General features: G+C 53.2%; 17 protein-coding genes, 6 tRNA genes and 3 rRNA genes. 20 read left to right on the top strand and 6 right to left on the bottom strand.

Annotation, left to right across the window (positions count from 1 at the left end):
- Positions 1–9: 9 nt before the first annotated feature.
- The 4 genes from Q8A57_RS06550 to Q8A57_RS06535 form a co-directional block, all read right to left on the bottom strand.
- Positions 10–768 (bottom strand): slipin family protein, encoded by a 759-nt coding sequence (locus Q8A57_RS06550; protein WP_305170188.1) that lies wholly within the window; start codon positions 766–768, stop codon positions 10–12.
- Positions 765–2,120 (bottom strand): NfeD family protein, encoded by a 1,356-nt coding sequence (locus Q8A57_RS06545; protein ID WP_305170187.1) that lies wholly within the window; start codon positions 2,118–2,120, stop codon positions 765–767. The genes Q8A57_RS06550 and Q8A57_RS06545 overlap by 4 nt, the downstream gene beginning before the upstream one ends.
- 71 nt (positions 2,121–2,191) lie before the next feature.
- Positions 2,192–2,647: a protoporphyrinogen oxidase HemJ gene (gene hemJ / locus Q8A57_RS06540; protein ID WP_305170186.1), complete on the bottom strand. Its 456-nt coding sequence runs from the start codon at positions 2,645–2,647 to the stop codon at positions 2,192–2,194.
- A 10-nt stretch (positions 2,648–2,657) separates the two neighbouring features.
- Entirely contained in the window at positions 2,658–4,400 is a 1,743-nt protein-coding gene (locus tag Q8A57_RS06535; protein WP_305170185.1) for a chloride channel protein, read from the bottom strand.
- 100 nt (positions 4,401–4,500) lie between these two features.
- Between Q8A57_RS06535 and argC the strand changes: the two genes are divergently transcribed.
- The 5 genes from argC to Q8A57_RS06510 all read left to right on the top strand — a co-directional run bounded on the left by argC (position 4,501) and on the right by Q8A57_RS06510 (position 7,599).
- A complete protein-coding gene (gene argC, locus Q8A57_RS06530) occupies positions 4,501–5,532 on the top strand; it encodes an N-acetyl-gamma-glutamyl-phosphate reductase (protein WP_305170184.1) in 1,032 nt (343 codons plus the stop codon).
- On the top strand, positions 5,532–6,251 hold the full coding sequence (locus tag Q8A57_RS06525) for a DUF6776 family protein (protein WP_305170182.1): 720 nt from the start codon (positions 5,532–5,534) through the stop codon (positions 6,249–6,251). Before argC ends, Q8A57_RS06525 begins: the two co-directional genes overlap by 1 nt.
- Positions 6,252–6,261: 10 nt before the next feature.
- Positions 6,262–6,696: a bactofilin family protein gene (locus Q8A57_RS06520; protein WP_305170180.1), complete on the top strand. Its 435-nt coding sequence runs from the start codon at positions 6,262–6,264 to the stop codon at positions 6,694–6,696.
- A 69-nt stretch (positions 6,697–6,765) separates the two neighbouring features.
- Complete coding sequence (gene erpA / locus Q8A57_RS06515) at positions 6,766–7,119, top strand: iron-sulfur cluster insertion protein ErpA (protein WP_305170179.1); 354 nt, start codon at positions 6,766–6,768, stop codon at positions 7,117–7,119.
- A 3-nt stretch (positions 7,120–7,122) separates the two neighbouring features.
- Positions 7,123–7,599, top strand: coding sequence for a DsrE family protein (locus tag Q8A57_RS06510; protein ID WP_305170178.1), 477 nt, complete (start codon positions 7,123–7,125; stop codon positions 7,597–7,599).
- A gap of 10 nt (positions 7,600–7,609) precedes the next feature.
- Here the strand turns inward: Q8A57_RS06510 and Q8A57_RS06505 are convergent, their stop codons facing one another.
- Entirely contained in the window at positions 7,610–8,734 is a 1,125-nt protein-coding gene (locus Q8A57_RS06505) for an anhydro-N-acetylmuramic acid kinase (RefSeq protein WP_305170177.1), read from the bottom strand.
- Between the two features lie 5 nt (positions 8,735–8,739).
- On the bottom strand, positions 8,740–10,188 hold the full coding sequence (locus tag Q8A57_RS06500) for a peptidoglycan DD-metalloendopeptidase family protein (RefSeq protein WP_305170176.1): 1,449 nt from the start codon (positions 10,186–10,188) through the stop codon (positions 8,740–8,742).
- A 189-nt stretch (positions 10,189–10,377) separates the two neighbouring features.
- Between Q8A57_RS06500 and tyrS the strand changes: the two genes are divergently transcribed.
- The 15 genes from tyrS to tuf all read left to right on the top strand — a co-directional run bounded on the left by tyrS (position 10,378) and on the right by tuf (position 22,807).
- Positions 10,378–11,685 carry a tyrosine--tRNA ligase gene (tyrS, locus tag Q8A57_RS06495; protein ID WP_305170175.1) on the top strand — a complete coding sequence of 436 codons (1,308 nt, stop codon included), beginning with the start codon at positions 10,378–10,380 and terminating at the stop codon, positions 11,683–11,685.
- Positions 11,686–12,279: 594 nt separating this feature from the next.
- Positions 12,280–13,815: ribosomal RNA gene (locus tag Q8A57_RS06490) — 16S ribosomal RNA — on the top strand.
- A 106-nt stretch (positions 13,816–13,921) separates the two neighbouring features.
- A tRNA-Ile gene (locus Q8A57_RS06485) sits at positions 13,922–13,998 on the top strand.
- Positions 13,999–14,026: 28 nt separating this feature from the next.
- Positions 14,027–14,102 (top strand) — tRNA-Ala (locus Q8A57_RS06480).
- A gap of 207 nt (positions 14,103–14,309) precedes the next feature.
- Positions 14,310–17,200: ribosomal RNA gene (locus Q8A57_RS06475) — 23S ribosomal RNA — on the top strand.
- 144 nt (positions 17,201–17,344) lie between these two features.
- Positions 17,345–17,460 (top strand): 5S ribosomal RNA (gene rrf / locus Q8A57_RS06470).
- Together the 16S, 23S and 5S rRNA genes with 2 tRNA genes alongside form the textbook arrangement of a ribosomal RNA operon.
- 157 nt (positions 17,461–17,617) lie before the next feature.
- The gene (locus Q8A57_RS06465; RefSeq protein WP_305170174.1) at positions 17,618–18,427 is read left to right on the top strand and encodes a sulfite exporter TauE/SafE family protein; all 810 of its coding nucleotides are present in this window, start codon (positions 17,618–17,620) and stop codon (positions 18,425–18,427) included.
- Positions 18,427–19,401, top strand: coding sequence for a bifunctional biotin--[acetyl-CoA-carboxylase] ligase/biotin operon repressor BirA (gene birA / locus Q8A57_RS06460; RefSeq protein WP_305170173.1), 975 nt, complete (start codon positions 18,427–18,429; stop codon positions 19,399–19,401). The genes Q8A57_RS06465 and birA overlap by 1 nt, the downstream gene beginning before the upstream one ends.
- Positions 19,391–20,107 (top strand): type III pantothenate kinase, encoded by a 717-nt coding sequence (locus Q8A57_RS06455; protein WP_305170172.1) that lies wholly within the window; start codon positions 19,391–19,393, stop codon positions 20,105–20,107. The genes birA and Q8A57_RS06455 overlap by 11 nt, the downstream gene beginning before the upstream one ends.
- Positions 20,104–20,859 (top strand): hypothetical protein, encoded by a 756-nt coding sequence (locus tag Q8A57_RS06450; RefSeq protein ID WP_305170171.1) that lies wholly within the window; start codon positions 20,104–20,106, stop codon positions 20,857–20,859. The genes Q8A57_RS06455 and Q8A57_RS06450 overlap by 4 nt, the downstream gene beginning before the upstream one ends.
- A 156-nt stretch (positions 20,860–21,015) precedes the next feature.
- Positions 21,016–21,091: transfer RNA gene (locus Q8A57_RS06445), tRNA-Thr, on the top strand.
- A gap of 69 nt (positions 21,092–21,160) precedes the next feature.
- A tRNA-Tyr gene (locus Q8A57_RS06440) sits at positions 21,161–21,244 on the top strand.
- A 123-nt stretch (positions 21,245–21,367) separates the two neighbouring features.
- A tRNA-Gly gene (locus tag Q8A57_RS06435) sits at positions 21,368–21,441 on the top strand.
- 24 nt (positions 21,442–21,465) lie between these two features.
- Positions 21,466–21,541 (top strand) — tRNA-Thr (locus tag Q8A57_RS06430).
- Between the two features lie 72 nt (positions 21,542–21,613).
- A complete protein-coding gene (tuf, locus tag Q8A57_RS06425) occupies positions 21,614–22,807 on the top strand; it encodes an elongation factor Tu (protein WP_305170170.1) in 1,194 nt (397 codons plus the stop codon).

Here is a 22,807-nt window from a genome sequence, read left to right as displayed (position 1 = left end):
GCTCGCTGGCTAGCTATTATTGCCAACGGGTTTGTTGATCGCCTGCAGAATATCCATGGGTAGTGGGAAGACAATGGTGGAGCTTTTCTCCCCGGCGATTTCCGTGAGGGTCTGCAGGTAACGCAATTGAATGGCTTGGGGTTGCTCCGCCAGTTTCTTTGCGGCATTCAGTAGCTGTTCCGCGGCCTCAAATTCTCCTTCGGCATGGATCACCTTGGCGCGCCGTACCCGTTCCGCTTCCGCCTGTTTGGCGATGGCGCGAATCATGCTCTCGTCCAGATCCACATGTTTGATTTCCACGTTGGCGACCTTGATCCCCCAGGCATCGGTCTGCAGGTCCAGCACTTCCTGAATATCGGCGTTGAGCTTGTCCCTGGCGGCGAGCATGGTGTCCAGTTCGTGTTGCCCCAGCACCGAACGCAGGGTGGTTTGTGACAATTGGCTGGTGGCTTCGTAAAAGTTTTCCACCTGGATGATGGCTTTCTCCGGGTCCAGTACCCGGAAGTAGACCACCGCATTTACCTTGACCGAGACGTTGTCTCTGGAGATCACATCCTGGGTGGGCACATCCATAACGATGGTGCGTAAGTCCACCCGCACCATTTGTTGAATGATGGGAACGATGATGATCAGACCGGGGCCTTTCACCTTGTAAAACCGCCCGAGCATGAAGACGACGCCACGCTCGTATTCGCGCAGCACGCGAAACATGGCTGCCAGCAACATCAAGATAAAGAGCAGTATGGTGCCGAAGAAATATAAACTCATGGCGGTGTCTCCTTTTTCACATGTAATGTCAGGCCGGATGTTCCGGTGACCTGTACCCGGTCGCCGGGGACGAGGGGCTGATCGGCTTCCACGGACCAATTTTCACCCTGCAGGTGAACAAAGGGCTGGCCTTTATGCAGGTATTCCACTTCGGCGGACTGGCCAACGAGTGTGCCGAGGCCTGAGACAACGCGGGCGTGCCGGGCACGCCAGACCATGCCCAGCAGCAAAATCAGCAGGGCGGCCGACATGGCGGTGATCCCGAGAATAATGGGCAGGGCGATCTGAAAGGCGGGTACGTGGGTGTCCATCAGCATCACCGAACCGACCACAAAAGCGATGATGCCGCCCACCCCCAGTACCCCGAAGCTGGGGTTGAGAGCCTCGGCAATCATCAGCCCGAGGCCCAGTAACATCAGCGCCAGGCCGGTATAGCTGATGGGTAGCACCTGAAGCGCGTACATGGCGATCAGCAGGCAGATCCCCCCCAGAATACCGGGTAGCCCGATGCCGGGTTGGGAAAACTCAAACACCAATCCATAAATGCCGATCAGCAGCAGAATATAGGCGACACTGGGATCGGTAATGACCGCCAGAAAGCGGGTGTGCCAGTCCGGCTGATGGTGATGGATGTCGCTGCCCGCAGTGGCCAGGGTGAGTGTTCCAGCGGAGGTTTGCAGGGTGTGTCCGTCAACCTGTTTCAGTAAATCGGGCAGGTTGTCGGCCACCACATCGATGACATTTTGCTCCAGCGCCTGGTTGGCGGTCAGGGTGGCGGCGCTACGCACGGCGGCAACAGCCCATTCGGCATTTCTGCCGCGCATTTCCGCAAGGCTCTGGATATAGGCGGTAGCATCGTTGATGACTTTGCGTTCCATGGCGGTGGACGGCTCAGGATGCCCCTGTTCCCCTTGCTCACCGGCAGGTTTTGGCGCAGAGGGCACACCAGGTGCGCCAAGCTGAACTGGAGTGGCGGCACCGAGGTTGGTGCCCGGCGCCATGGCGGCGATGTGGCTGGCATAGAGGATATAGGTGCCAGCGCTGGCGGCCCTGGCGCCGCTGGGAGCCACATAGCTTGCGACGGGAACCGGTGACGCGAGTATGGCCTGAATAATCTGGCGCATGGATTTATCCAGTCCGCCGGGGGTGTCCATACGTATGACCAGCAATTGTGCGCCGCTGTCATTGGCAGATGCTATGCCGCGTTCCAGGTAGTCAGCCACGGCCGGGCCAACAGCACCTTTGATATCCAGCACCCACACGGCATTGGTGGCCCCCGGCTGAGCCGAGGCACAAAGGCTGAGGGTGCTACAGAAAATCAGCAGGGCTAGGTAGCTGCGCAATTTGTGCATAGGGCATGGTCTTTAAAAACAAAGTCATGCCTTTGAGTATAGTCGGCAAAAGGCGGTCTACCCGCCGGCGGTCAGAAAGGCCTGACCACTACCATAATCACAATGCCCACCAGCATCAGAACTGGCACTTCATTGAACCAGCGGTAAAACACATGACTGCGGGTATTTTTATCGTCGCGAAACTGCTTCATCAGGTACAAACAGGCGTGGTGGTAGATCACAAGCAGAATGACCAGGGCGATTTTTACGTGAAACCAGGCGGCGTGCAGGAAGTAGTCCGGGTAGATGCTGAACAGTGCAATGCCCAGCAGGATGGTGGCGACCATAGAGGGGGTGGCGATACCCCGGTAGAGTTTGCGTTCCATGATCTTGAAACGTTCGTTGCTGATGTCGTCGTCAGACATGGCGTGGTAGACAAACAGCCTTGGCAGGTAAAACAGTGCGGCAAACCAGCACACTACGGCGATGATGTGGAAGGCGGTAATCCAGCTCTGACCGCTGATTAGTAGCTCCTTGATCAAACTCATTTCTGGGGCCTTATCGGTAAAAGTTGTCGATGTCCTGATGGGTGATGATACCTGCAACTTCGCTCATCAGGGGAGCCGCGGCCTGATTGATATACACAGCCTGGCCATTATTCTGCTGCATGGTGAGGAGTGCTTCCTGCAGGGATGCACGGTGATGAACTGGAAACAGTCGCCAGCGCTCGCCGGGGATTTCCCTCAAATCGATAGCTTCTGGCTCATCGGTTTCACTCGCCAGTGCTTCCAGATAATGGGCCAGGTCAGCTGGCTTGAGAATGAATTTCGGTTCGCCGACATCCTCAATCACAATCCACTCCGGCTTGTTTTCCAGCAGGGTTTTTGCCTTTTCGGTGGGTAGGTGTCGGGAGTGGTGAACAAAATTACTACGCATCAGGCTGGTAACCCCCGAACGACTCAGCATCTGGAACAGGGGGGATTCGTAGCCCTGCAAATCACGGTCGATGGAGAAGATGCCCGGCAGCCTGCTGAGCATACGGCAGGTGACCGTGGCGATCACAATCACCAGCATGCTGGGCAACAGGATATTCGGGTTGTAGGTTAATTCCAGCACGGCAATTAGTGCCGCCAGAGGTGCGTTCAGCACCGCGCCCATCATGGCCCCCATGCCGACTACCGCGTAAAAGCCGCTGGAGCCGGACTCGCCGGGGTGCAACATGTCGCCGAGAAGACCGAGTGCGCCACCGAGGCAGGCGCCAATGACAAAATTGGGGCCGATGATGCCCCCGGGTAATCCCAGCCCCATGGAAACCATGGAGACGATAATCTTCGCCGCCGCCACGGCCAGTAACAGCCAGAGCGCCATTTGCCCGGTAAGCGCCAGTTCGACGGTGTCGTAACCGACACCCTGAATCTGGGGCAAGGCAATAGCGACGCTGCCGCACAGCAGACCAGCAAACAGGAAGCGCAATAGCAGTGGGTAGCGATCAAAGCGGCCACTGAAACGATACAGCAGCACCATGGCCGTGGATGCCAGGCCGATAGCGAGACCGCAAAGTAACAGGTAGGGCAGTTCCCAGAGGCTCACCAGGTCGATAAGGGGAATCGCAAAGGCCGGTTGATCGCCAAATACGATACGTGACAGCACGCCACCGGTGACGGCGGCCAGAATCACCGGGATAAAGCCGATGATGGTGTATTCCATCAGCACCACTTCCATGGCGAAGATCACTCCCGCCAGAGGCGTGTTGAAGGAAGCGGCGATGGCGGCAGCAACACCGCAAGCCGTAAGCGTGCGCAGGCTGTTGTTGGGTAACTGAAGTTTTTGGCCAAGCAGGCTGGAGCTGGCGGCGCCCAGGTGTACCGCGGGACCTTCACGGCCAACTGAATGGCCGCTGAGCAGCGCGATGGCCCCGCCGGCAAATTGCCACAGCATATTGGTGGCGGGTAATTGCGCCTGGTGGTGGCGCATGCGATCGAGGATATGGCCAACCCCCACGGCGCGCTGTTCCGGTTTCAGGCGATGGACGATCAGGCCCAGCAGCAGAGCCCCGCCGAGGGGCAGCGAAAAGCGCAGCCATGCTGGCAGGTCTTCAAAGGATTCACTGCCATTGGGTAACAGGATAGAAAGTGGCAGCTCAAAGGAAAGGCGAAAGGCAATGGCGATTAGGCCGGTCAATAACCCGCTGAGGCAGCCGAGAATAGCCAGTTGTGGCAGTGCGTCGGCGTGGGCGAGCCTGGCGCGGAAGTTGTCAAGCTGTCGGGTCGGCCAGTGAGTTTGTCGCTTTTCGAAGGCCATAGGGGCTTCCTGAAATACTGGGGAACAGGGACCCTTTAATGCCCTGATGATTGGGGTATTATAAGCAGCTTCCCAAACCCATGACAGGAACAGACTTATCGTGATTAAAGCAGGCATTGTTGGTGGCACAGGTTATACAGGTGTCGAGTTGCTGAGGTTGTTGGCAGTTCATCCGGATGTGGAGGTGTGTGCTATCACCTCCCGGGGTGAAGCCGGTCGCCCGGTCGCTGATTTGTTCCCCAATCTGCGCGGACATTACGATTTGTGTTTCACCGACCCGGCCTCCGGCGAGCTGGACAAGTGCGATGTGGTGTTTTTTGCCACGCCCCACGGAGTGGCGCAGAGCACAGTACCAGGGTTGCTGGCCAAGGGTATCAAGGTCATTGATCTCTCCGCGGATTTCAGAATTCGCGACGTGGCATTGTGGGAGCAGTGGTACAAACAGCCCCACGCCTGCCCCGAGTTGGTAGATGAGGCCGTGTACGGATTACCCGAATTGAATCGCGACAAGATACGTGAAGCCCGGTTGATCGCCTGTCCGGGGTGTTATCCCACTAGCGTTCTGTTGGGCTTCTTACCCTTGTTGGAGCAGGGCATTATCGATGCCAGTGACCTGATTGCAAACTCTGCTTCCGGGGCCAGTGGAGCAGGCCGGCAGGCCAGCATTGGCACCTTGCTGACCGAGGCCGGTGAGAGCTTCAAGGCCTACGCGACTGCGGGTCACCGCCACCTGCCGGAAATCACGCAGGGGTTGCAGGATATTGCCGGAGGCAAGGTGTCTGTGACGTTTGTGCCCCACTTGTTGCCAATTGTGAGAGGCATTCATTCCACGCTCTACGCCACCCTTAGCAATAAAGATGTGGATCTGCAGTCACTCTATGAAGAGCGCTACCGGGATGAGCCGTTTGTTGATGTGATGCCCGCTGGCAGTCAGCCGGAAACACGTTCAGTAAAAGGCGGCAATACCTGTCGTATCAGTGTGTTCCGTCCCCAGGATGGCGACAAAGTGGTGGTGTTGGTGGTTGAAGACAATCTGGTGAAGGGTGCTTCGGGACAAGCCATTCAAAATATGAATATCCTGTTTGGCCTGCCGGAAAATGCAGGCCTCATGGCGCCGGCACTCCTGCCCTGATGTTCCGCAGTCGATCCCACCAGCTGGTGGTCACGTCCCACAGACCGGGACGCCGCTGGCTGGAAATACTGCTATGGGTGCTGGCGATACTGTTTTTTTTCCTTGTCGGATTTTTTTGGGGCTCAGGGTTCCTGGATAACGCGGTGCTGGAAAACCACCGCATGACCAGTGAGTTGCAACAGTTACGTGCCGAGGAAAAAGAGCTGCGCCAGCAATTCACCAATGTTCAGTTGGCCTCGAATGTGGATCGTGGCTCTTTGGAACAGGTGAGAAAACTGGTTACTTCCCTGCAACTGCAACTGGCGGCGAACGAAGAAGAGTTGCGTCTTTACCGCAACCTGATGCAGCCGGGGGGCAGCGAGAGCGGACTGCAAATTGGCGAATTGATGCTGAAGTCACTTGGGGATGGGCAGGGAGCATCCTACCGGATTGTGATCCAGCAAAAAGACAGCAAACTGAAAACTGTCAAAATTAATCTCAAGGTTGAATTGGAGGGTGCCCGCAATGGCATTAAGGAAACCCTCTCGTTAGACCAGTTGGATGAAAATGTGGAAACGTCGCCGGTTGCGGTCAAGTTTAAATATTTTCATATGCTGGAGGGGGTGCTGACCCTGCCTGTGGGCTTTGAACCCAGGGCAATCAAGGTGAGTGTCTGGAAAACCAATGCCAGCGCCAATGCCGTGGAAAGGCGTTTTGACTGGCACCTGGATGAAGCTTAGGGGGCAAACCATGCGTAAGAAAAACAACCTGACAAACTTTGCAGCGGGCAGCACCACACTGATTGCCAGTGGTACACACGTTCTGGGGGATGTGCGCTTTGCGGGCAATCTTGAAGTTGAAGGCCAGATTACTGGCAATATTATGGCCGAAGACGGTGCTGACGCCCGTGTGAGGGTTTTGCCCAAGGGTTGTGTGGTGGGCGATGTCAGCGTCCCTGTAGTGGTGATCAATGGCCGTATCGAAGGTAATATTTATTCATCCCTTCAGGTGGAACTTGCCGCCAATGCTGAGGTGGAGGGCGATCTGCACTATGCGCTCATCGAGATTGAGAAGGGTGCCCAGGTAAACGGGAATTTCGTTCACCGTTCGGCGTCTGCCCAGCAGGAGTCCCTGTCGCCGGTAGAAAATGTTGCTGAAACTGGCATGCAGGACCTTGGTTCGTGATAGAATACTTGACTGGAATGCTTGGGTATTGAGTTGTATAGCACTTCCATAATGAATTCAGGAGTATCCATGTCAGGTATCGCTACATTTACACCCATGCCGCTGTATATTTCGGATGCGGCGGTGGCCAAGGTGAAAGGTCTGGTTGAGGAAGAGGGTAACCCCGATCTGAAGCTGAGAGTTTTTGTCACTGGTGGCGGGTGTTCGGGTTTTCAGTATGGCTTCAGCTTTGATGAGGTCGCAGCTGAAGATGACACCCTGGTTGAAAAAGAGGGTGTTGCCGTGCTGGTTGACCCGCTGAGTATCCAGTATCTCACTGGTTCAACGGTCGATTATGAGCAGGGCCTTCAGGGCTCCCGCTTTACTGTATCCAACCCCAACGCCGCGACGACCTGTGGTTGCGGGTCTTCCTTCTCGGTGTAACCCATGCTGGGGAGCTTTCGTTGGTTATCCCTGTTTATCACGCTTTTCTTGGCGTTTTCAGCGGTTGCCAACAGCGCCCCCTCTGCTAATGGCCTGGTTGAGGGTGAGCGCCAGGAAGTCGCTGGATATCTGGCGCGCATTGAAAAAAATAATCCTGAAGAGGTAGCGGAAGTTCTTCAGCGTGCCGAGCAGTTTTATCTTAACGAAGGTATGCGGCAGGATTTTTCCCCGGTGGTGTTTGTGTTGCATGGTCCCGAAGTCAGTATTTTCTTCAGGGAAAACTATCTCCGTTACCGCTCTATTGTCGACCTCGCGGCCAAGCTCTCTGCGCTCAAAGTGGTTGATATCAAGGTCTGTGAAACTCAGTCCCATGGTTTGGGCCTGGATTTGAAAACGCTTCTGCCATTTGTTGGCACCGTTCCAGTGGGACCGGTTGAAGAAAGCCACCTTATCGAAGTAGAAAAGTACATTTACTTTTAACCATTCGATCTCAGCCGGGATAGATAGCCCCCAGAATTGCGGCTGTACGAGCGCCGGTTACAGCGGGTGCATTGCCCGGCTTCCCCTCCAACGTCTGTTGTGCCAGCCAGGCAAAGGCAATCGCTTCAACCCAGTCGACGGGCACGCCAATGCTATCCGTTGTAGCCACCTGAATTGGATCCAGCAAGGCACTTAGCTTTTCAACCAGCGCCCGATTGTGTGCGCCTCCGCCACAGAGAAACACGTCCAAAGGTTCTTCACTATGTCGCTTGATGGCAGACGCGATGGTTTGGGCGGTGAAATCCAGTAGCGTGGCCTGCACATCTGCTGGCTCGAATGGCTGATTGAGCGTCCCGAGTTGCCCGTTGAGCCAGTCGAGATTAAATAGCTCCCTGCCGGTACTCTTTGGGGGTGGGAGTGCCAGATAGGGGGTGCTTAATAATTGTTCCAGTAAGGCCGGTAGGGTTTTGCCCCGTCGGCTCCAGTTACCTTCAGCGTCGTAGGGTTGTTGTAAATGGGTTAAGGTCCAGGCGTCCATCAGGCCGTTACCGGGCCCTGTGTCGTAGCCCTGCATCGGTGTCTCATCACTTTTTTCCAGTAGCGTGATATTGGCTATGCCGCCGATATTGATGATGGCACGCCTAGCGCCGGGTTGGTGGAATATCGCCTGATGGAAAGCTGGTACCAATGGCGCGCCATGCCCGCCAAGAGCGATATCCCGTCGCCTGAAATCTGCAACGGTAGTGATGCCCGTGTGCCCGGCAATGGTATTGGGGTCGCCAATCTGCAGGCTGAAGGCATGGCCTTCCTCTGAGGACGGGGGCCGGTGGCGTATGGTCTGGCCGTGGCTGCCGATGGCGTGAATAGCGGTATTGGTGAGTTGCTGTTGTCTCAGCAGTTGATTCACGGTTTCAGCAAAGCGAACGCCCAGCTCGCGGTCAAGCTGCCCCAGTCGTTGTATTTCATTATCGCCCGGCTGTGCCAGGGCATGAATTTCTGATTTGAGGTCCGAGATGTCGCTGCTGTGGGTGCCGAGCAGCTGGCACCGACCATGGCTGAAATCGACCAGAGCAGCGTCTATGGAGTCTGCACTGGTCCCCGACATAAGGCCTATGTAGAGTTCGGCGTCGGGCATCTAGCTTATTGCGTGCTGGTGCTTTGCTGGTCCTTTTCGGTCAGCATGGCCAATTGTGTGGATTGTTTGTGCAGAGCTAGCTGATTGGTCAGTGAAGCCGTGGCGGTGTCAAAGTTGCTGCGCTCGGCATCATCAATGGGCAATGCCTGGGGAAGTGATACGGTGCGCGGGTTTTGATGGACGCCGTTGACCAGGAATTCGTAGTGCAAATGTGGGCCGGTGGCATAGCCGGTTGAACCCACTGTGCCGATAACCTGGCGCTGGCGCACATTTTGGCCGGTTTTGACTGAACGCTTGTTCAGGTGCAGGTATTTGGTGGTGTAGCGCTGGCCATGCTGAATAAAGACGTAGTTGCCATTGGCCTTGCTGTAACCCGAGGCGGTTACCTTGCCATCACCGGCGGAGAAGATCGGCGTTCCCCGCGGGGCAGCATAATCGACGCCGCGGTGCGCGCGTATGCTTTTGTGAATCGGGTGTTTGCGGCGCAAGTTAAAGTTTGAGCTGATGCGGGTAAAGTCCAGGGGTGCGCGCAGGAAAGCCTTGCGCATGCTCAGGCCTTCTGGTGTGAAGTAGTTGGCTTTGCCCTGACTGTCTACATAACGAACAGCCTTGAAGGTGCGCCCCTGGTTGGTGAATTCAGCGGCGAGAATATTGCCGGTGCCAATTTTTTCACCATCCAGGAATTTTTCTTCAAAGAGTATTGCGAAGTGGTCGCCCTTTCGGATATCCAGCGCAAAATCGACATCCCAGCCAAAAATGTTGGCGATTTCCATGATCAGGTTGTGGGGCAGTTGTGCGCGATCACCGGCAAGAAACAGCGAATCCTCAATGGTGGACTCCCTGTAAGCCGTTGTGATTTCCGGCTCGCGGATGATGTGTTCAGCCATATAGGTGGAGCTTTTATCATCTGCTGATTTGAAGATATAGCTTTCGAGTCGTGATTTGGTGTATTTCAGCTGGGCCAGAGTGCCGTTTTCAGCGAACCCAAAGCGCAACTCTTCGCCAGGCCTCATGTTACTAAGGGGTTTGGCGAGGGGGGATGACGACATCAGACGGTGCACATCAGCAGAGCCGAGTAATACCCGCTTGAAAATGGCAGTCAGGTTATCGCCGCTTCGGACTATTTGTTTTTTCCAGGTGAATGTCTCTTCAGGGACGGCTGGATCAGTGGCAGTCAGTTCCTCCTGTACAGCCTGTTGCTCAGTCGTTTGTACGCTTGCAACTAATGGGTTTTCTGTGGGGGTGTCATCTGAAGACTGAAAGCTGACGGCGACACTCTCAACCTGAACTGTGGTGTTGTCATCATCATTGGGCTCCATAAAAGAGGTTGCCAGTATTACGACGAAAACACAGCAGCCGAGGACTAGCAGTCCTCGCGTGACAAATCGGCTGGTCAGCAGGCGCTGCAAAGGGCTCAATTCTTGCTTCGGGGTTTTAAAACTGGCTTGGGTCATAGTGCTTTCAGGCTCATGGTCGTTTAACCATTACTGTAATTGGTGTGCTTAAGGCTCCAATATATAACAGATAATCGGCCAATCCCACTGATACTAAAGGCGTATGGGGTCGCGCACTCTTGTTTTTGCGGCGGGATAATGTAAGGTTTGCCTCCCTTTGTTTGGCGGTAGTTAATAAGAGAAGAAGGCATGTCTGGAGATTCTTTGGAGCTGATAGCTGATTTACAGGCTCGAGGGCTGATTGCACAGATGACGGGCGATGGCGCATTGGAGGAGCACTTGTCCTCTGGGGGCCGTACACTCTATTGTGGCTTTGATCCAACAGCAGACAGCCTTCATATAGGCAGCCTGGTGCCGTTGTTGGCGTTGCGTCGCTTCCAGTTGGCGGGACATAAGCCTATCGCCCTGGTGGGAGGGGCCACCGGGCTGATTGGTGATCCCAGTTTCAAAGCCCAGGAACGCAAGTTGAATACCCCTGATGTGGTCGGTAGCTGGGTGGAGCGCATCAGGTCACAGGTCTCTCAGTTTATTGATTTTGAGGCGGGTGACTGTTCCGCGGAGGTGGTGAACAACCTCGACTGGATTGGCGGCATGGGGCTGCTTAATTTTCTGCGAGATGTGGGCAAGCATTTCTCTGTTAACAATATGGTGAATAAAGAGTCGGTGAAGCAGCGCCTTGATCGAGAGGGTGCTGGTATTTCATATACCGAGTTTACTTACATGTTGCTGCAGTCCTACGACTTTGCTGAGCTCAACAAGCGATATCAGTGCACCTTGCAGCTGGGCGGTTCAGACCAGTGGGGGAATATCACTGGTGGAATAGACCTAACGAGAAGGCTTAACGGGAATCAGGTATTTGGCCTAACGCTGCCGCTGGTGACCAAGGCGGATGGCACCAAGTTTGGTAAAACGGAAACCGGGACAATCTGGCTGGATAGAGCCAAGACATCTCCCTACGCTTTTTACCAGTTCTGGATAAATACCGCGGATGCCGACGTCTATAAATTTCTGCGATATTTTACCTTCTTGCCAGTTTCCGAAATTGAGGAAATAGAGCGTGTTGATGCAGAAACGCAGGGCAGGAAGTCTGCCCAGGGTATTCTGGCCAGAGAGGTGACCAGGCTAGTGCATGGTGAATCAGGATTGACGGCGGCAGAGAGAATCACCGAGGCGTTGTTTTCAGGTGGGCTGGAGTCGTTAACAGAAAATGACTTAGAGCAGCTTAAGCAGGATGGTATGCCAGCAAGTGATCTGTCTTCTGTGGACTTGGACGGCAAGCCGCTGACCACCTTGCTGACAGAGTGCGGAATGGCCAAGGCGGGAAGAGAAGTAAAAGATGCCCTGGGGCGCTCGGCTGTACTGGTGAATGGTATTGCTAAGGATGAAAGTGACAACTTGCGGGCTGGAGAGTGCTTTAATCCCGGTAGTGCGTTGTACGGACGTTTCTTTATGGTGAAGATGGGCAAGAAGAAGCATCACCTCTTTGAACTGGTCTGATAGCTCTATCACTTATTGCTAAACGCGACCTTGTGTCGCGTTTTTTTGTGCTATAAGAATACAGCTGGCCTGACTGAAAAGTAGTTAAACAGAGCCAGTAAAAAAAATTCTGAAAAAGGCGTTGACTGCCTGAAATTAATCGCTAGAATGCGCGCCTCAGTTCGGAGTTACTAGCCGGTCTGAACGCACCGTCAAGGCGCTGTGAAGAAAGAAAAACTTTTTTACAGAAAGGCGTTGACAACAAGGTGTAAGGCGCTAGAATGCGCGTCCGCTTCGGGGAACAAGCCAAGCGGATCAACTGAAAAAAAGATGAAAATTTTTTAAAAAATAATCATCGAAATCAGTTGACATAAGGGCGGCGATCCTTAGAATACGCAGCCCGCTCCCAAGGGAGCAAACGTTCTTTAACAAATAGATCAGATAATGCGTGTGGGTGCTTGCTGAGACGATTCATGTGACAACGAATCATCAAACGCAAGTAACTCATCAATTCATACGATTTGGTAAGCCAAAGTGTTTGAGCCAAGTTTTTGAGTAGTACCACGGGTTTTCGTGAAACTGCTCCCTCTTACCGAAAGGTAGAGGTAAAAGATTAAACTGAAGAGTTTGATCATGGCTCAGATTGAACGCTGGCGGCAGGCCTAACACATGCAAGTCGAGCGTGAAAGTTCCTTCGGGAGCGAGTAGAGCGGCGGACGGGTGAGTAACGCGTAGGAATCTGCCCAGTAGTGGGGGACAACATGGGGAAACTCATGCTAATACCGCATACGCCCTAAGGGGGAAAGCAGGGGATCTTCGGACCTTGCGCTATTGGATGAGCCTGCGTCGGATTAGCTAGATGGTGGGGTAATGGCCTACCATGGCGACGATCCGTAGCTGGTCTGAGAGGATGATCAGCCACACTGGGACTGAGACACGGCCCAGACTCCTACGGGAGGCAGCAGTGGGGAATATTGGACAATGGGGGAAACCCTGATCCAGCCATGCCGCGTGTGTGAAGAAGGCCTTCGGGTTGTAAAGCACTTTCAATAGGGAGGAAAAGTTAATGGTTAATACCCATTAGCCCTGACGTTACCTATAGAAGAAGCACCGGCAAACTCCGTGCCAGCAGCCGCGGTAATACGGAGGGTGCGAGCGTTAATCGGAATTACTGGGCGTAAAGCGCGCGTAGGCGGTTTGATTAGCTGGATGTGAAAGCCCCGGGCTTAACCTGGGAATTGCATCCAGAACTGTCAGGCTAGAGTACAGTAGAGGTGAGTGGAATTTCCTGTGTAGCGGTGAAATGCGTAGATATAGGAAGGAACATCAGTGGCGAAGGCGGCTCACTGGACTGATACTGACGCTGAGGTGCGAAAGCGTGGGGAGCAAACAGGATTAGATACCCTGGTAGTCCACGCCGTAAACGATGTCTACTAGCCGTTGGGGTCCTTGTGACTTTAGTGGCGCAGCTAACGCAGTAAGTAGACCGCCTGGGGAGTACGGCCGCAAGGTTAAAACTCAAATGAATTGACGGGGGCCCGCACAAGCGGTGGAGCATGTGGTTTAATTCGATGCAACGCGAAGAACCTTACCAGGTCTTGACATCCTCGGAACTTTCTAGAGATAGATTGGTGCCTTCGGGAACCGAGTGACAGGTGCTGCATGGCTGTCGTCAGCTCGTGTCGTGAGATGTTGGGTTAAGTCCCGTAACGAGCGCAACCCTTGTCCTTAGTTGCTAGCAGGTAATGCTGAGAACTCTAAGGAGACTGCCGGTGACAAACCGGAGGAAGGTGGGGACGACGTCAAGTCATCATGGCCCTTACGACCTGGGCTACACACGTGCTACAATGGGCGGTACAAAGGGTTGCTAACCAGCGATGGGGCGCCAATCCCAGAAAACCGTTCGTAGTCCGGATCGGAGTCTGCAACTCGACTCCGTGAAGTCGGAATCGCTAGTAATCGCGAATCAGAATGTCGCGGTGAATACGTTCCCGGGCCTTGTACACACCGCCCGTCACACCATGGGAGTGGGTTGCAAAAGAAGTGGCTAGTCTAACCTTCGGGAGGACGGTCACCACTTTGTGATTCATGACTGGGGTGAAGTCGTAACAAGGTAGCCCTAGGGGAACCTGGGGCTGGATCACCTCCTTAATCGAAGCACTGACGTTTCAGTCAAGTACTCACACGCATTATCTGATCACTGATAAAGAGCAGCACGCGGTTGCCCAGGCAAGCGCACACCCTTTGGGTATACAGTGGGTCTGTAGCTCAGTTGGTTAGAGCGCACCCCTGATAAGGGTGAGGTCGGCCGTTCAAATCGGCCCAGACCCACCAATTCCTAGATTGGACATTAGGTTGCTATGGGGCTATAGCTCAGCTGGGAGAGCGCCTGCCTTGCACGCAGGAGGTCAGCGGTTCGATCCCGCTTAGCTCCACCACTCTCCACTGTTACTTTGCTGCTTGTCAGAAATAAGAATTAAGGAATTGTTCATCGATTGCTTAATTCTGATTTTTGAATCAGACGTTCTTTAAAAAGGTAGAAATGTTAAAGCTGTACTAACAAAGGCGAGTGTATTCTTATACACCTGTCCGGCGAAAACGTCATCGAAAGATGATTATCGTAAATGCAGTCGTTTGTCTTATATGGTCAAGCGACTAAGCGCATACGGTGGATGCCTTGGCAGTTGGAGGCGATGAAGGACGTAGGAGCCTGCGATAAGCTCGGGGGAGCTGGCAAACAAGCGTTATATCCCGAGATTTCCGAATGGGGAAACCCACCCGTCATCAGGCGGGTATCATGCACTGAATACATAGGTGTATGAGGCGAACCTGGGGAACTGAAACATCTAAGTACCCAGAGGAAAAGAAATCAATTGAGATTCCCTCAGTAGCGGCGAGCGAACGGGGATTAGCCCTTAAGCTTTTTACGTTTTAGTGGAAGGTTCTGGAAAGTTCCGCGATACAGGGTGATAGCCCCGTACACGAAAAGACGTTTTAAGTGAAATCGAGTAGGTCGGGACACGTGTTATCTTGACTGAATATGGGGGGACCATCCTCCAAGGCTAAATACTACCAACTGACCGATAGTGAACCAGTACCGTGAGGGAAAGGCGAAAAGAACCCCGGAGAGGGGAGTGAAATAGAACCTGAAACCGTATGCGTACAAGCAGTAGGAGCAGACTTGTTCTGTGACTGCGTACCTTTTGTATAATGGGTCAGCGACTTACTTTCAGTAGCAAGGTTAACCGTTTAGGGGAGCCGTAGAGAAATCGAGTCTTAATAGGGCGTTTAGTTGCTGGGAGTAGACCCGAAACCGGGCGATCTATCCATGGGCAGGGTGAAGGTTAGGTAACACTGACTGGAGGCCCGAACCGTAATCTGTTGAAAAAGATTCGGATGACCTGTGGATCGGAGTGAAAGGCTAATCAAGCCCGGAGATAGCTGGTTCTCCTCGAAAGCTATTTAGGTAGCGCCTCGTGTCTCACCACCGGGGGTAGAGCACTGTTTGGGCTAGGGGGTCATCCCGACTTACCAACCCCATGCAAACTCCGAATACCGGTGAGTGCAATCACGGGAGACACACGGCGGGTGCTAACGTCCGTCGTGAAAAGGGAAACAACCCAGACCACCAGCTAAGGTCCCAAATATCAGTTAAGTGGGAAACGATGTGGGAAGGCTAAGACAGCTAGGAGGTTGGCTTAGAAGCAGCCATCCTTTAAAGAAAGCGTAATAGCTCACTAGTCGAGTCGGCCTGCGCGGAAGATGTAACGGGGCTAAAACTGATAACCGAAGCTGTGGATGCAAGCTTGCTTGCATGGTAGAGGAGCGTTCTGTAAGCCGTTGAAGGTGAATCGTGAGGTTTGCTGGAGGTATCAGAAGTGCGAATGCTGACATGAGTAACGATAATGGGGGTGAAAAACCCCCACGCCGGAAGACCAAGGTTTCCTGTCCCATGCTAATCAGGGCAGGGTTAGTCGGCCCCTAAGGCGAGGCCGAAAGGCGTAGTCGATGGGAAACAGGTTAATATTCCTGTACCTCTTGTTACTGCGATGGAGGGACGGAGTAGGCTAGATCAGACGGGCGTTGGTTGTCCCGATCTAAGCAAGTAGGCTGAGGACTTAGGCAAATCCGGGTCCTTAAAGCTGAGATGTGATGGCGAAGCTCTCTTTTGAGCTGAGTGATCGATGCCATGCTTCCAAGAAAAGCTTCTAAGCTTCAGGTAACAAGAGACCGTACTCTAAACCGACACAGGTGGTCAGGTAGAGAATACCAAGGCGCTTGAGAAAACTCTGGTGAAGGAACTAGGCAAAATGGCACCGTAACTTCGGGAGAAGGTGCGCTGCTGATGGTGATCGGACTTGCTCCGTAAGCTGTTGGCAGCCGAAGTGACCAGGCCGCTGCGACTGTTTATTAAAAACACAGCACTCTGCAAACACGTAAGTGGACGTATAGGGTGTGACGCCTGCCCGGTGCCGGAAGGTTAATTGATGGGGTTAGTCTTCGGACGAAGCTCTTGATCGAAGCCCCGGTAAACGGCGGCCGTAACTATAACGGTCCTAAGGTAGCGAAATTCCTTGTCGGGTAAGTTCCGACCTGCACGAATGGCGTAACGATGGCGGCGCTGTCTCCACCAGAGACTCAGTGAAATTGAAATCGCTGTTAAGATGCAGTGTTCCCGCGGCTAGACGGAAAGACCCCGTGAACCTTTACTATAGCTTGGCACTGAACTTTGAACCTATTTGTGTAGGATAGGTGGGAGGCTTTGAAGCGTGATCGCCAGATTGCGTGGAGCCAACCTTGAAATACCACCCTGGTATGTTTGAGGTTCTAACCTTGGCCCGTTATCCGGGTCGGGGACAGTGTCTGGTGGGTAGTTTGACTGGGGCGGTCTCCTCCCAAAGAGTAACGGAGGAGCACGAAGGTACCCTCGGCATGGTCGGAAATCATGCTATGAGTGCAAAGGCATAAGGGTGCTTGACTGCGAGACTGACACGTCGAGCAGGTACGAAAGTAGGTCTTAGTGATCCGGTGGTTCTGTATGGAAGGGCCATCGCTCAACGGATAAAAGGTACTCCGGGGATAACAGGCTGATACCGCCCAAGAGTTCACATCGACGGCGGTGTTTGGCACCTCGATGTCGGCTCATCACATCCTGGGGCTGAAGCCGGTCCCAAGGGTATGGCTGTTCGCCATTTAAAGTGGTACGCGAGCTGGGTTTAGAACGTCGTGAGACAGTTCGGTCCCTATCTGCCGTGGGCGTTGGAGATTTGAGGAAAGCTGCTCCTAGTACGAGAGGACCGGAGTGGACGAACCTCTGGTGTTCGGGTTGTCACGCCAGTGGCATTGCCCGGTAGCTATGTTCGGACAGGATAACCGCTGAAAGCATCTAAGCGGGAAGCCCCTTCCAAGATTAGATCTCCCTGGGACCTTGAGTCCCCTAAAGGGCCGTTGAAGACTACGACGTTGATAGGCTGGGTGTGGAAGTGCCGTGAGGTATTGAGCTAACCAGTACTAATTGCCCGTGAGGCTTGACCATATAATAGAAATGATTGCATTACGGACCGGTGTCCGATGAATCACTCGCTGCTTTAACATTTTTACCGCCCTATTTGAGTACGAAGCCACAAGGCCGTCGACTTTACCCAAGTCATATCGGTTGCTTCGCACTCATAACCGTTTTCCTGACGACAATAGCGAGCGTGAACCACCTGACCCCATCCCGAACTCAGAAGTGAAACCGCTTAGCGCCGATGGTAGTGTGGGGTCTCCCCATGTGAGAGTAGGTCATCGTCAGGTTCTTATTAAAAAAACCTCACAGATTTGTGAGGTTTTTTTTCGTCTTCATTTTCTAAGCACGTTTTTCAAATAGTGCGCATGAACAACCACCTGGTTTGTGGTTGTTCATGACTATTCCAAATCAGGCATAATGCGATGCTGTTGCTTTGGGGGTGTCGTGGACGTTTACCTGCTGTATCTAGGCCTGGGGGCTGTTGCCGGTTTAATTAGTGGCTTGTTTGGCCTAGGTGGCGGCGTCGTCATTGTTCCTATTCTCATCTTCACATTTACTGCGCAGGGCCTTTCACCGGATATACTTACCCACCTTGCGATCGGTACTTCTCTAGCCACTATCGTGATTACCTCCATCAGCTCCGTTTCTGCTCATAACCGACACGGTGCTGTGCTATGGCGTGTTGCGTTGTGGCTGACGCCGGGAATTTGTCTTGGCGCGGCTCTTGGTGCTGTCTTTGCTATCAGTATTACAGGCGCCTCACTTCAATTGGCATTTGGTGTTTTCTTGTGTCTCGTTGCGGGCAAAATGGCCTTTCCAATCAACCCTGACGGTGGCGCGAATATGCCAGGCCCTGCAGGCAAAACTGCTGTAGGCGGTGTGATTGGTTTTGTTTCCAGTTTGTTTGGAATTGGTGGCGGTTCCCTAAGCGTCCCTTTTCTCACCTGGGTTAGAGTGCCTGTTAAACATGCTGTTGGTACATCTGCGGCCTGCGGCCTTCCCATTGCTGTGAGTGGCGCGTTGACCTACCTCTATAAAGGTTATGGCGCTGTAGAGCTGCCACCACACGCTATGGGTTACATCTATCTACCAGCATTTATTGGTATTGTTGCATCCAGTACTATTTTTGCCCGTTTCGGTGCCAGGCTTGCTCACCGGTTGCCGGGCGATATGTTAAGCAAAGGCTTTGCCCTGCTTCTGTTCCTAATAGGTATGCGGTTTGTGTGGATCAATGTGAGGCTGTTGGTAGCCTGATGGATAGTCTCTTAAACATACTGGCTGATGGCGAATATCACTCCGGTGAGCAACTTGGCGAGCAATTGGGGATTTCTAGAACGGCCGTATGGAAGCAAGTGCAGAAGCTTGTCGATGCTGGATTGCAGGTCGAATCCCAAAAAGGGTGTGGTTACAGAATTCCTGGTGGCTTGGATCTGTTAAATGCTGAAGCATTGGAGCAACAGCTTGATAGTAGCACTTTTGCTATTCGTCCTCGTTTGAGCCTTTACAGTACCATCACTTCTACTAATGAACTGGCCAGGGAGGCCGCCGCCGAGTGTAATGAAACTGGGCTGGTCATTTTGGCGGAACAGCAGACCGAAGGACGAGGAAGGCGAGGACGTAAGTGGGTCAGCCCGCTGGGAAGAAATATCTATCTGTCTGTTGTGTGGGGCTTTGAGGGCGGGGTTCAGGTAATAGAAGGGCTGAGTCTGGCTGTCGGTGTGGCCGTCAGGCGAGCGCTCGTTAATTGTGGCGTTGATGCGCTTGCCTTTAAGTGGCCAAATGACCTGCTTTGGGAAAATAAAAAGCTGGGCGGCATACTCTTGGAGGTGTTAGGTGATCCCGCTGGTTTTTGCCAGGTAGTCGTGGGTGTTGGGCTGAATCTGAACATGACGACATCGTCAGGAGGGTCAATTGACCAACCATGGGCGGATATCTCCCAGATTTCATCTACACCCATCTCGCGTAATCAATTGTCAGTATCTTTGGTCAAGGAATTGTTTGATCTGTTGGTGAACTACCAACAGAGGGGTTTTGGTGCCTACAGGGATGAGTGGAAAAAAAATGATGCATTTGACGGTAAGGGTGTGACCCTGTCGATGCTCAACAAATCCCTGCAGGGTATTGCTCGTGGTGTTGATGATCGTGGCGCCTTGCTGATCGAAATTGATGGCGCTCTACAATCTTTTAGTGGTGGCGAAATCAGTATGCGGGGTAGTGATGATCGTTGATGTTGATGTGGGTAACACGCGAGTGAAGTGGCGTGTCAGCCACGATAGCGGCGTCAATATTCATGGTGTTCACAAGACCTTTGATGATGCTGCAAGGGAAATCGGTGTTCAGGGAGTGCCAACACGCATCAGGTTGTCCAGTGTGGGTAATGCAAGTGTCACCAGAGGGGTTGAAACTGCAGCAGCGCATTGGGGTTGTATTGTGCAGAAAGCACAAACCACGAAAAATGCAGGAGGTATTACCTGTGGTTACGAGCAGCCCGAATCTATGGGGGTTGATCGGTGGTTGGCACTGATTGCTGCCTGGCAGCAATATCAGGGTGCCTGTGTGGTGGTTGATGCCGGCAGTGCGGTGACGATAGATGTGCTGGACAGTGTAGGTCAGCACCATGGCGGGTACATTGTGCCCGGTGTGATGATGATGCGAAACAGCTTGCTCGGTGGCACAGCGAAAATACTTCTTAGCGAAGGGTTCCGGAGAGAAGTTACTCCGGGTGTGTCAACCCAGGAGGCTGTGGATCATGGCGCCTTATTGATGCTGCGAAGTTTTGTTGAAGCTGTCCACGAGGAGCTATTGTGCTCTGAAGCCAATGCAAAGATTTTTGTCACAGGTGGTGATGGTGAGTCGTTGTTACCGCTGAAGGACCGTGAGGCCGTTTACTGCAAGGATCTGGTTTTGGACGGCCTAGCTGTAGTATTCCCATGAATAAAATGCGCTGGTTTTTCTGGACATTGTTGATGCTTAACGCAGTGGCAGCCTATTGGTTTAGCGGTGCGGCAGATCATCGTCGTGATGTCGTTTCTGACTTGACGTCAGTTAACCGCGCTGGGCAAGGCGCAGAGGTGAAAGAATTGCAGTTATGGGGTGAAAGCTCCGCAGCCGATGAGCAGAAAGTAGTTGCCGAAGAGGCAAACCAACAACAGTTAGAGAAAATGTCGCCAGCAGAACCTGAGCAGCATGTCTCGGATATGCCGGTCGATGAAGAGGTGTGTCGCCAGCTGGGACCCTTTGAGCCGCAAATGGTAGCTAAAATCCTATTGGTGTTAGGTGACCGAGCGAATGGAATATTGGTCATTAATAAAGAAGAGGTGGTTAGTGAGGGCTTCTGGCTCATTATGCAGCCGAGGGAAACTCGGGCGGAGGCAGAATTATTATTGAAGTCACTGCACGACAGGAATATCGAGAGTTACCTGATTACTGATGGTGAGTATGAGAACGGGGTTACTCTGGGTGTATTCAGTGGAAAGGAAAACGCAGATAGCTATCAGGACAAATTGTTGGCAGAGGGCGTGGAAAGTGTGCTGATCCCTCGGACAAAAGTAGAAAAAAAGGCATGGGTGCAACTCAAGGGGGATAATAACGATGAAAACACCCTTTCTGATATCGCAGCTACCTTAGGTATTGAGGAATCGGCTATTCGCCAAGAGGAATCGATCCCGTGCGAAATGTCGAACTGACCATATGATTCTCAAAGGCGGTCACTTGGCGGATCAACATAAGGCCTGGTGATTAATCTTCCAAAAAACGCGGATTGGGTTCGTGCAACGGTTGATTATGAGGCCAACATTCAATAGAATCGCGCTCCCGATTTAACAGCGGGTTTTTAATTTAGAGCTGGCGTAGCTCAGTTGGTAGAGCAGCTGACTTGTAATCAGCCGGTCGGGGGTTCGACTCCTCTCGCCAGCTCCAATTTTATGTTTGCCGGGTGTTTTTGTTTGACACCTCGGCAAGTGGTGTGGACAATGTCCAGCCTTTTTCGCAGGGGTTCCCGAGCGGCCAAAGGGATCAGACTGTAAATCTGACGCGAAAGCTTCGGTGGTTCGAATCCACCCCCCTGCACCATTAACATTGTAGATAGCCGAAAAATGGTTATCGGCAAGCCGGCTCAGATGACCGGCTGTGTAGAGTGAAATGCCGTAGATGGTGACCTCGGCTCATAGAGCTGGCGTCCCGGGGCAGCAGTAGGCGGGTATAGTTCAATGGTAGAACCTCAGCCTTCCAAGCTGATGATGCGGGTTCGATTCCCGCTACCCGCTCCATTGATACGGTAAGGCGTTTATATCGCTCATATAGCTCAGTCGGTAGAGCACTTCCTTGGTAAGGAAGAGGTCACCGGTTCAAATCCGGTTATGAGCTCCATTTATTCCACAGGGTTGGACCCTGCGGATTGTTTTTGTTTGAAGTACCAGGTCCTAATGAGGAGCGCTCGTCATGGCGAAGGAAAAGTTTGAACGAAATAAGCCCCACGTAAACGTGGGTACGATTGGTCACGTAGACCATGGTAAAACGACGCTGACTGCGGCGCTGACGCGCGTGTGTGCGGAAGTCTGGGGTGGTACAGCGGTGGCGTTTGACGGCATCGACAATGCACCGGAAGAGCGCGAGCGCGGTATTACCATTGCGACCTCCCACGTGGAATACGATTCACCGAACCGTCACTACGCACACGTAGACTGTCCCGGACACGCTGACTATGTGAAAAACATGATCACTGGTGCGGCGCAGATGGACGGGGCGATCCTGGTTTGTTCTGCAGCGGATGGCCCAATGCCACAAACCCGTGAGCACATCCTGCTGTCCCGTCAGGTAGGCGTACCTTATATTGTGGTCTTCCTGAACAAAGCCGACATGGTTGATGACGAAGAGCTGCTGGAGCTGGTAGAGATGGAAGTTCGCGAACTTCTGGACCAGTACGACTTCCCGGGTGACGATACCCCGATCATCATCGGCTCTGCCCTGATGGCGCTGGAAGGCAAAGACGATAACGAAATGGGCACTACCGCTGTTAAGAAGCTGGTAGAGACCCTGGACGAGTACATTCCGGAGCCGGAGCGCGCGATTGACCAACCGTTCCTGATGCCGATCGAAGACGTATTCTCCATCTCTGGTCGCGGTACGGTAGTTACCGGTCGTGTAGAGCGCGGCATTATCAAAGTGGGCGAGGAAATCGAAATTGTCGGTATCCACGACACCACCAAGACCACCTGTACCGGTGTTGAGATGTTCCGCAAGCTGCTGGACGAAGGCCGTGCTGGTGAGAACGTTGGTGTACTGCTGCGCGGTACCAAGCGTGACGAAGTTGAGCGTGGTCAGGTACTGGCGAAGCCGGGCACCATTACCCCGCACACCAAGTTCGAAGCAGAAGTTTATGTGCTGTCCAAGGACGAAGGTGGCCGTCACACGCCGTTCTTCAAAGGCTACCGTCCGCAGTTCTACTTCCGTACCACTGACGTGACAGGTGCTTGTGAGCTGCCTGAAGGCGTTGAGATGGTCATGCCGGGCGACAACGTGCAGATGGTAGTGACGTTGATTGCACCGATTGCGATGGAAGATGGCTTGCGTTTTGCGATCCGTGAAGGTGGCCGTACTGTAGGCGCCGGCGTCGTCGCTAAAGTTATCGAGTAA

The organism is Porticoccus litoralis (genome assembly GCF_030676955.1).
GTDB classification, from domain to species: domain Bacteria; phylum Pseudomonadota; class Gammaproteobacteria; order Pseudomonadales; family Porticoccaceae; genus Porticoccus; species Porticoccus litoralis.
The sequence above is the reverse complement of the archived record's forward strand: the minus strand, read 5'-3'. Positions and strand labels throughout refer to the sequence as shown.

Coding starts and splice junctions, on each gene's coding strand:
- birA (WP_305170173.1), top strand. CDS start 18,427: ATGGATAGTCTCTTAAACATACTGGCTGATGGCGAATATCACTCCGGT.
- Q8A57_RS06450 (WP_305170171.1), top strand. CDS start 20,104: ATGAATAAAATGCGCTGGTTTTTCTGGACATTGTTGATGCTTAACGCA.
- Q8A57_RS06455 (WP_305170172.1), top strand. CDS start 19,391: ATGATCGTTGATGTTGATGTGGGTAACACGCGAGTGAAGTGGCGTGTC.
- Q8A57_RS06505 (WP_305170177.1), bottom strand. CDS start 8,734: ATGCCCGACGCCGAACTCTACATAGGCCTTATGTCGGGGACCAGTGCA.
- Q8A57_RS06525 (WP_305170182.1), top strand. CDS start 5,532: ATGTTCCGCAGTCGATCCCACCAGCTGGTGGTCACGTCCCACAGACCG.
- Q8A57_RS06520 (WP_305170180.1), top strand. CDS start 6,262: ATGCGTAAGAAAAACAACCTGACAAACTTTGCAGCGGGCAGCACCACA.
- Q8A57_RS06500 (WP_305170176.1), bottom strand. CDS start 10,188: ATGACCCAAGCCAGTTTTAAAACCCCGAAGCAAGAATTGAGCCCTTTG.
- Q8A57_RS06545 (WP_305170187.1), bottom strand. CDS start 2,120: ATGCACAAATTGCGCAGCTACCTAGCCCTGCTGATTTTCTGTAGCACC.
- tyrS (WP_305170175.1), top strand. CDS start 10,378: ATGTCTGGAGATTCTTTGGAGCTGATAGCTGATTTACAGGCTCGAGGG.
- Q8A57_RS06535 (WP_305170185.1), bottom strand. CDS start 4,400: ATGGCCTTCGAAAAGCGACAAACTCACTGGCCGACCCGACAGCTTGAC.
- hemJ (WP_305170186.1), bottom strand. CDS start 2,647: ATGAGTTTGATCAAGGAGCTACTAATCAGCGGTCAGAGCTGGATTACC.
- Q8A57_RS06550 (WP_305170188.1), bottom strand. CDS start 768: ATGAGTTTATATTTCTTCGGCACCATACTGCTCTTTATCTTGATGTTG.
- Q8A57_RS06510 (WP_305170178.1), top strand. CDS start 7,123: ATGCTGGGGAGCTTTCGTTGGTTATCCCTGTTTATCACGCTTTTCTTG.
- tuf (WP_305170170.1), top strand. CDS start 21,614: ATGGCGAAGGAAAAGTTTGAACGAAATAAGCCCCACGTAAACGTGGGT.
- erpA (WP_305170179.1), top strand. CDS start 6,766: ATGTCAGGTATCGCTACATTTACACCCATGCCGCTGTATATTTCGGAT.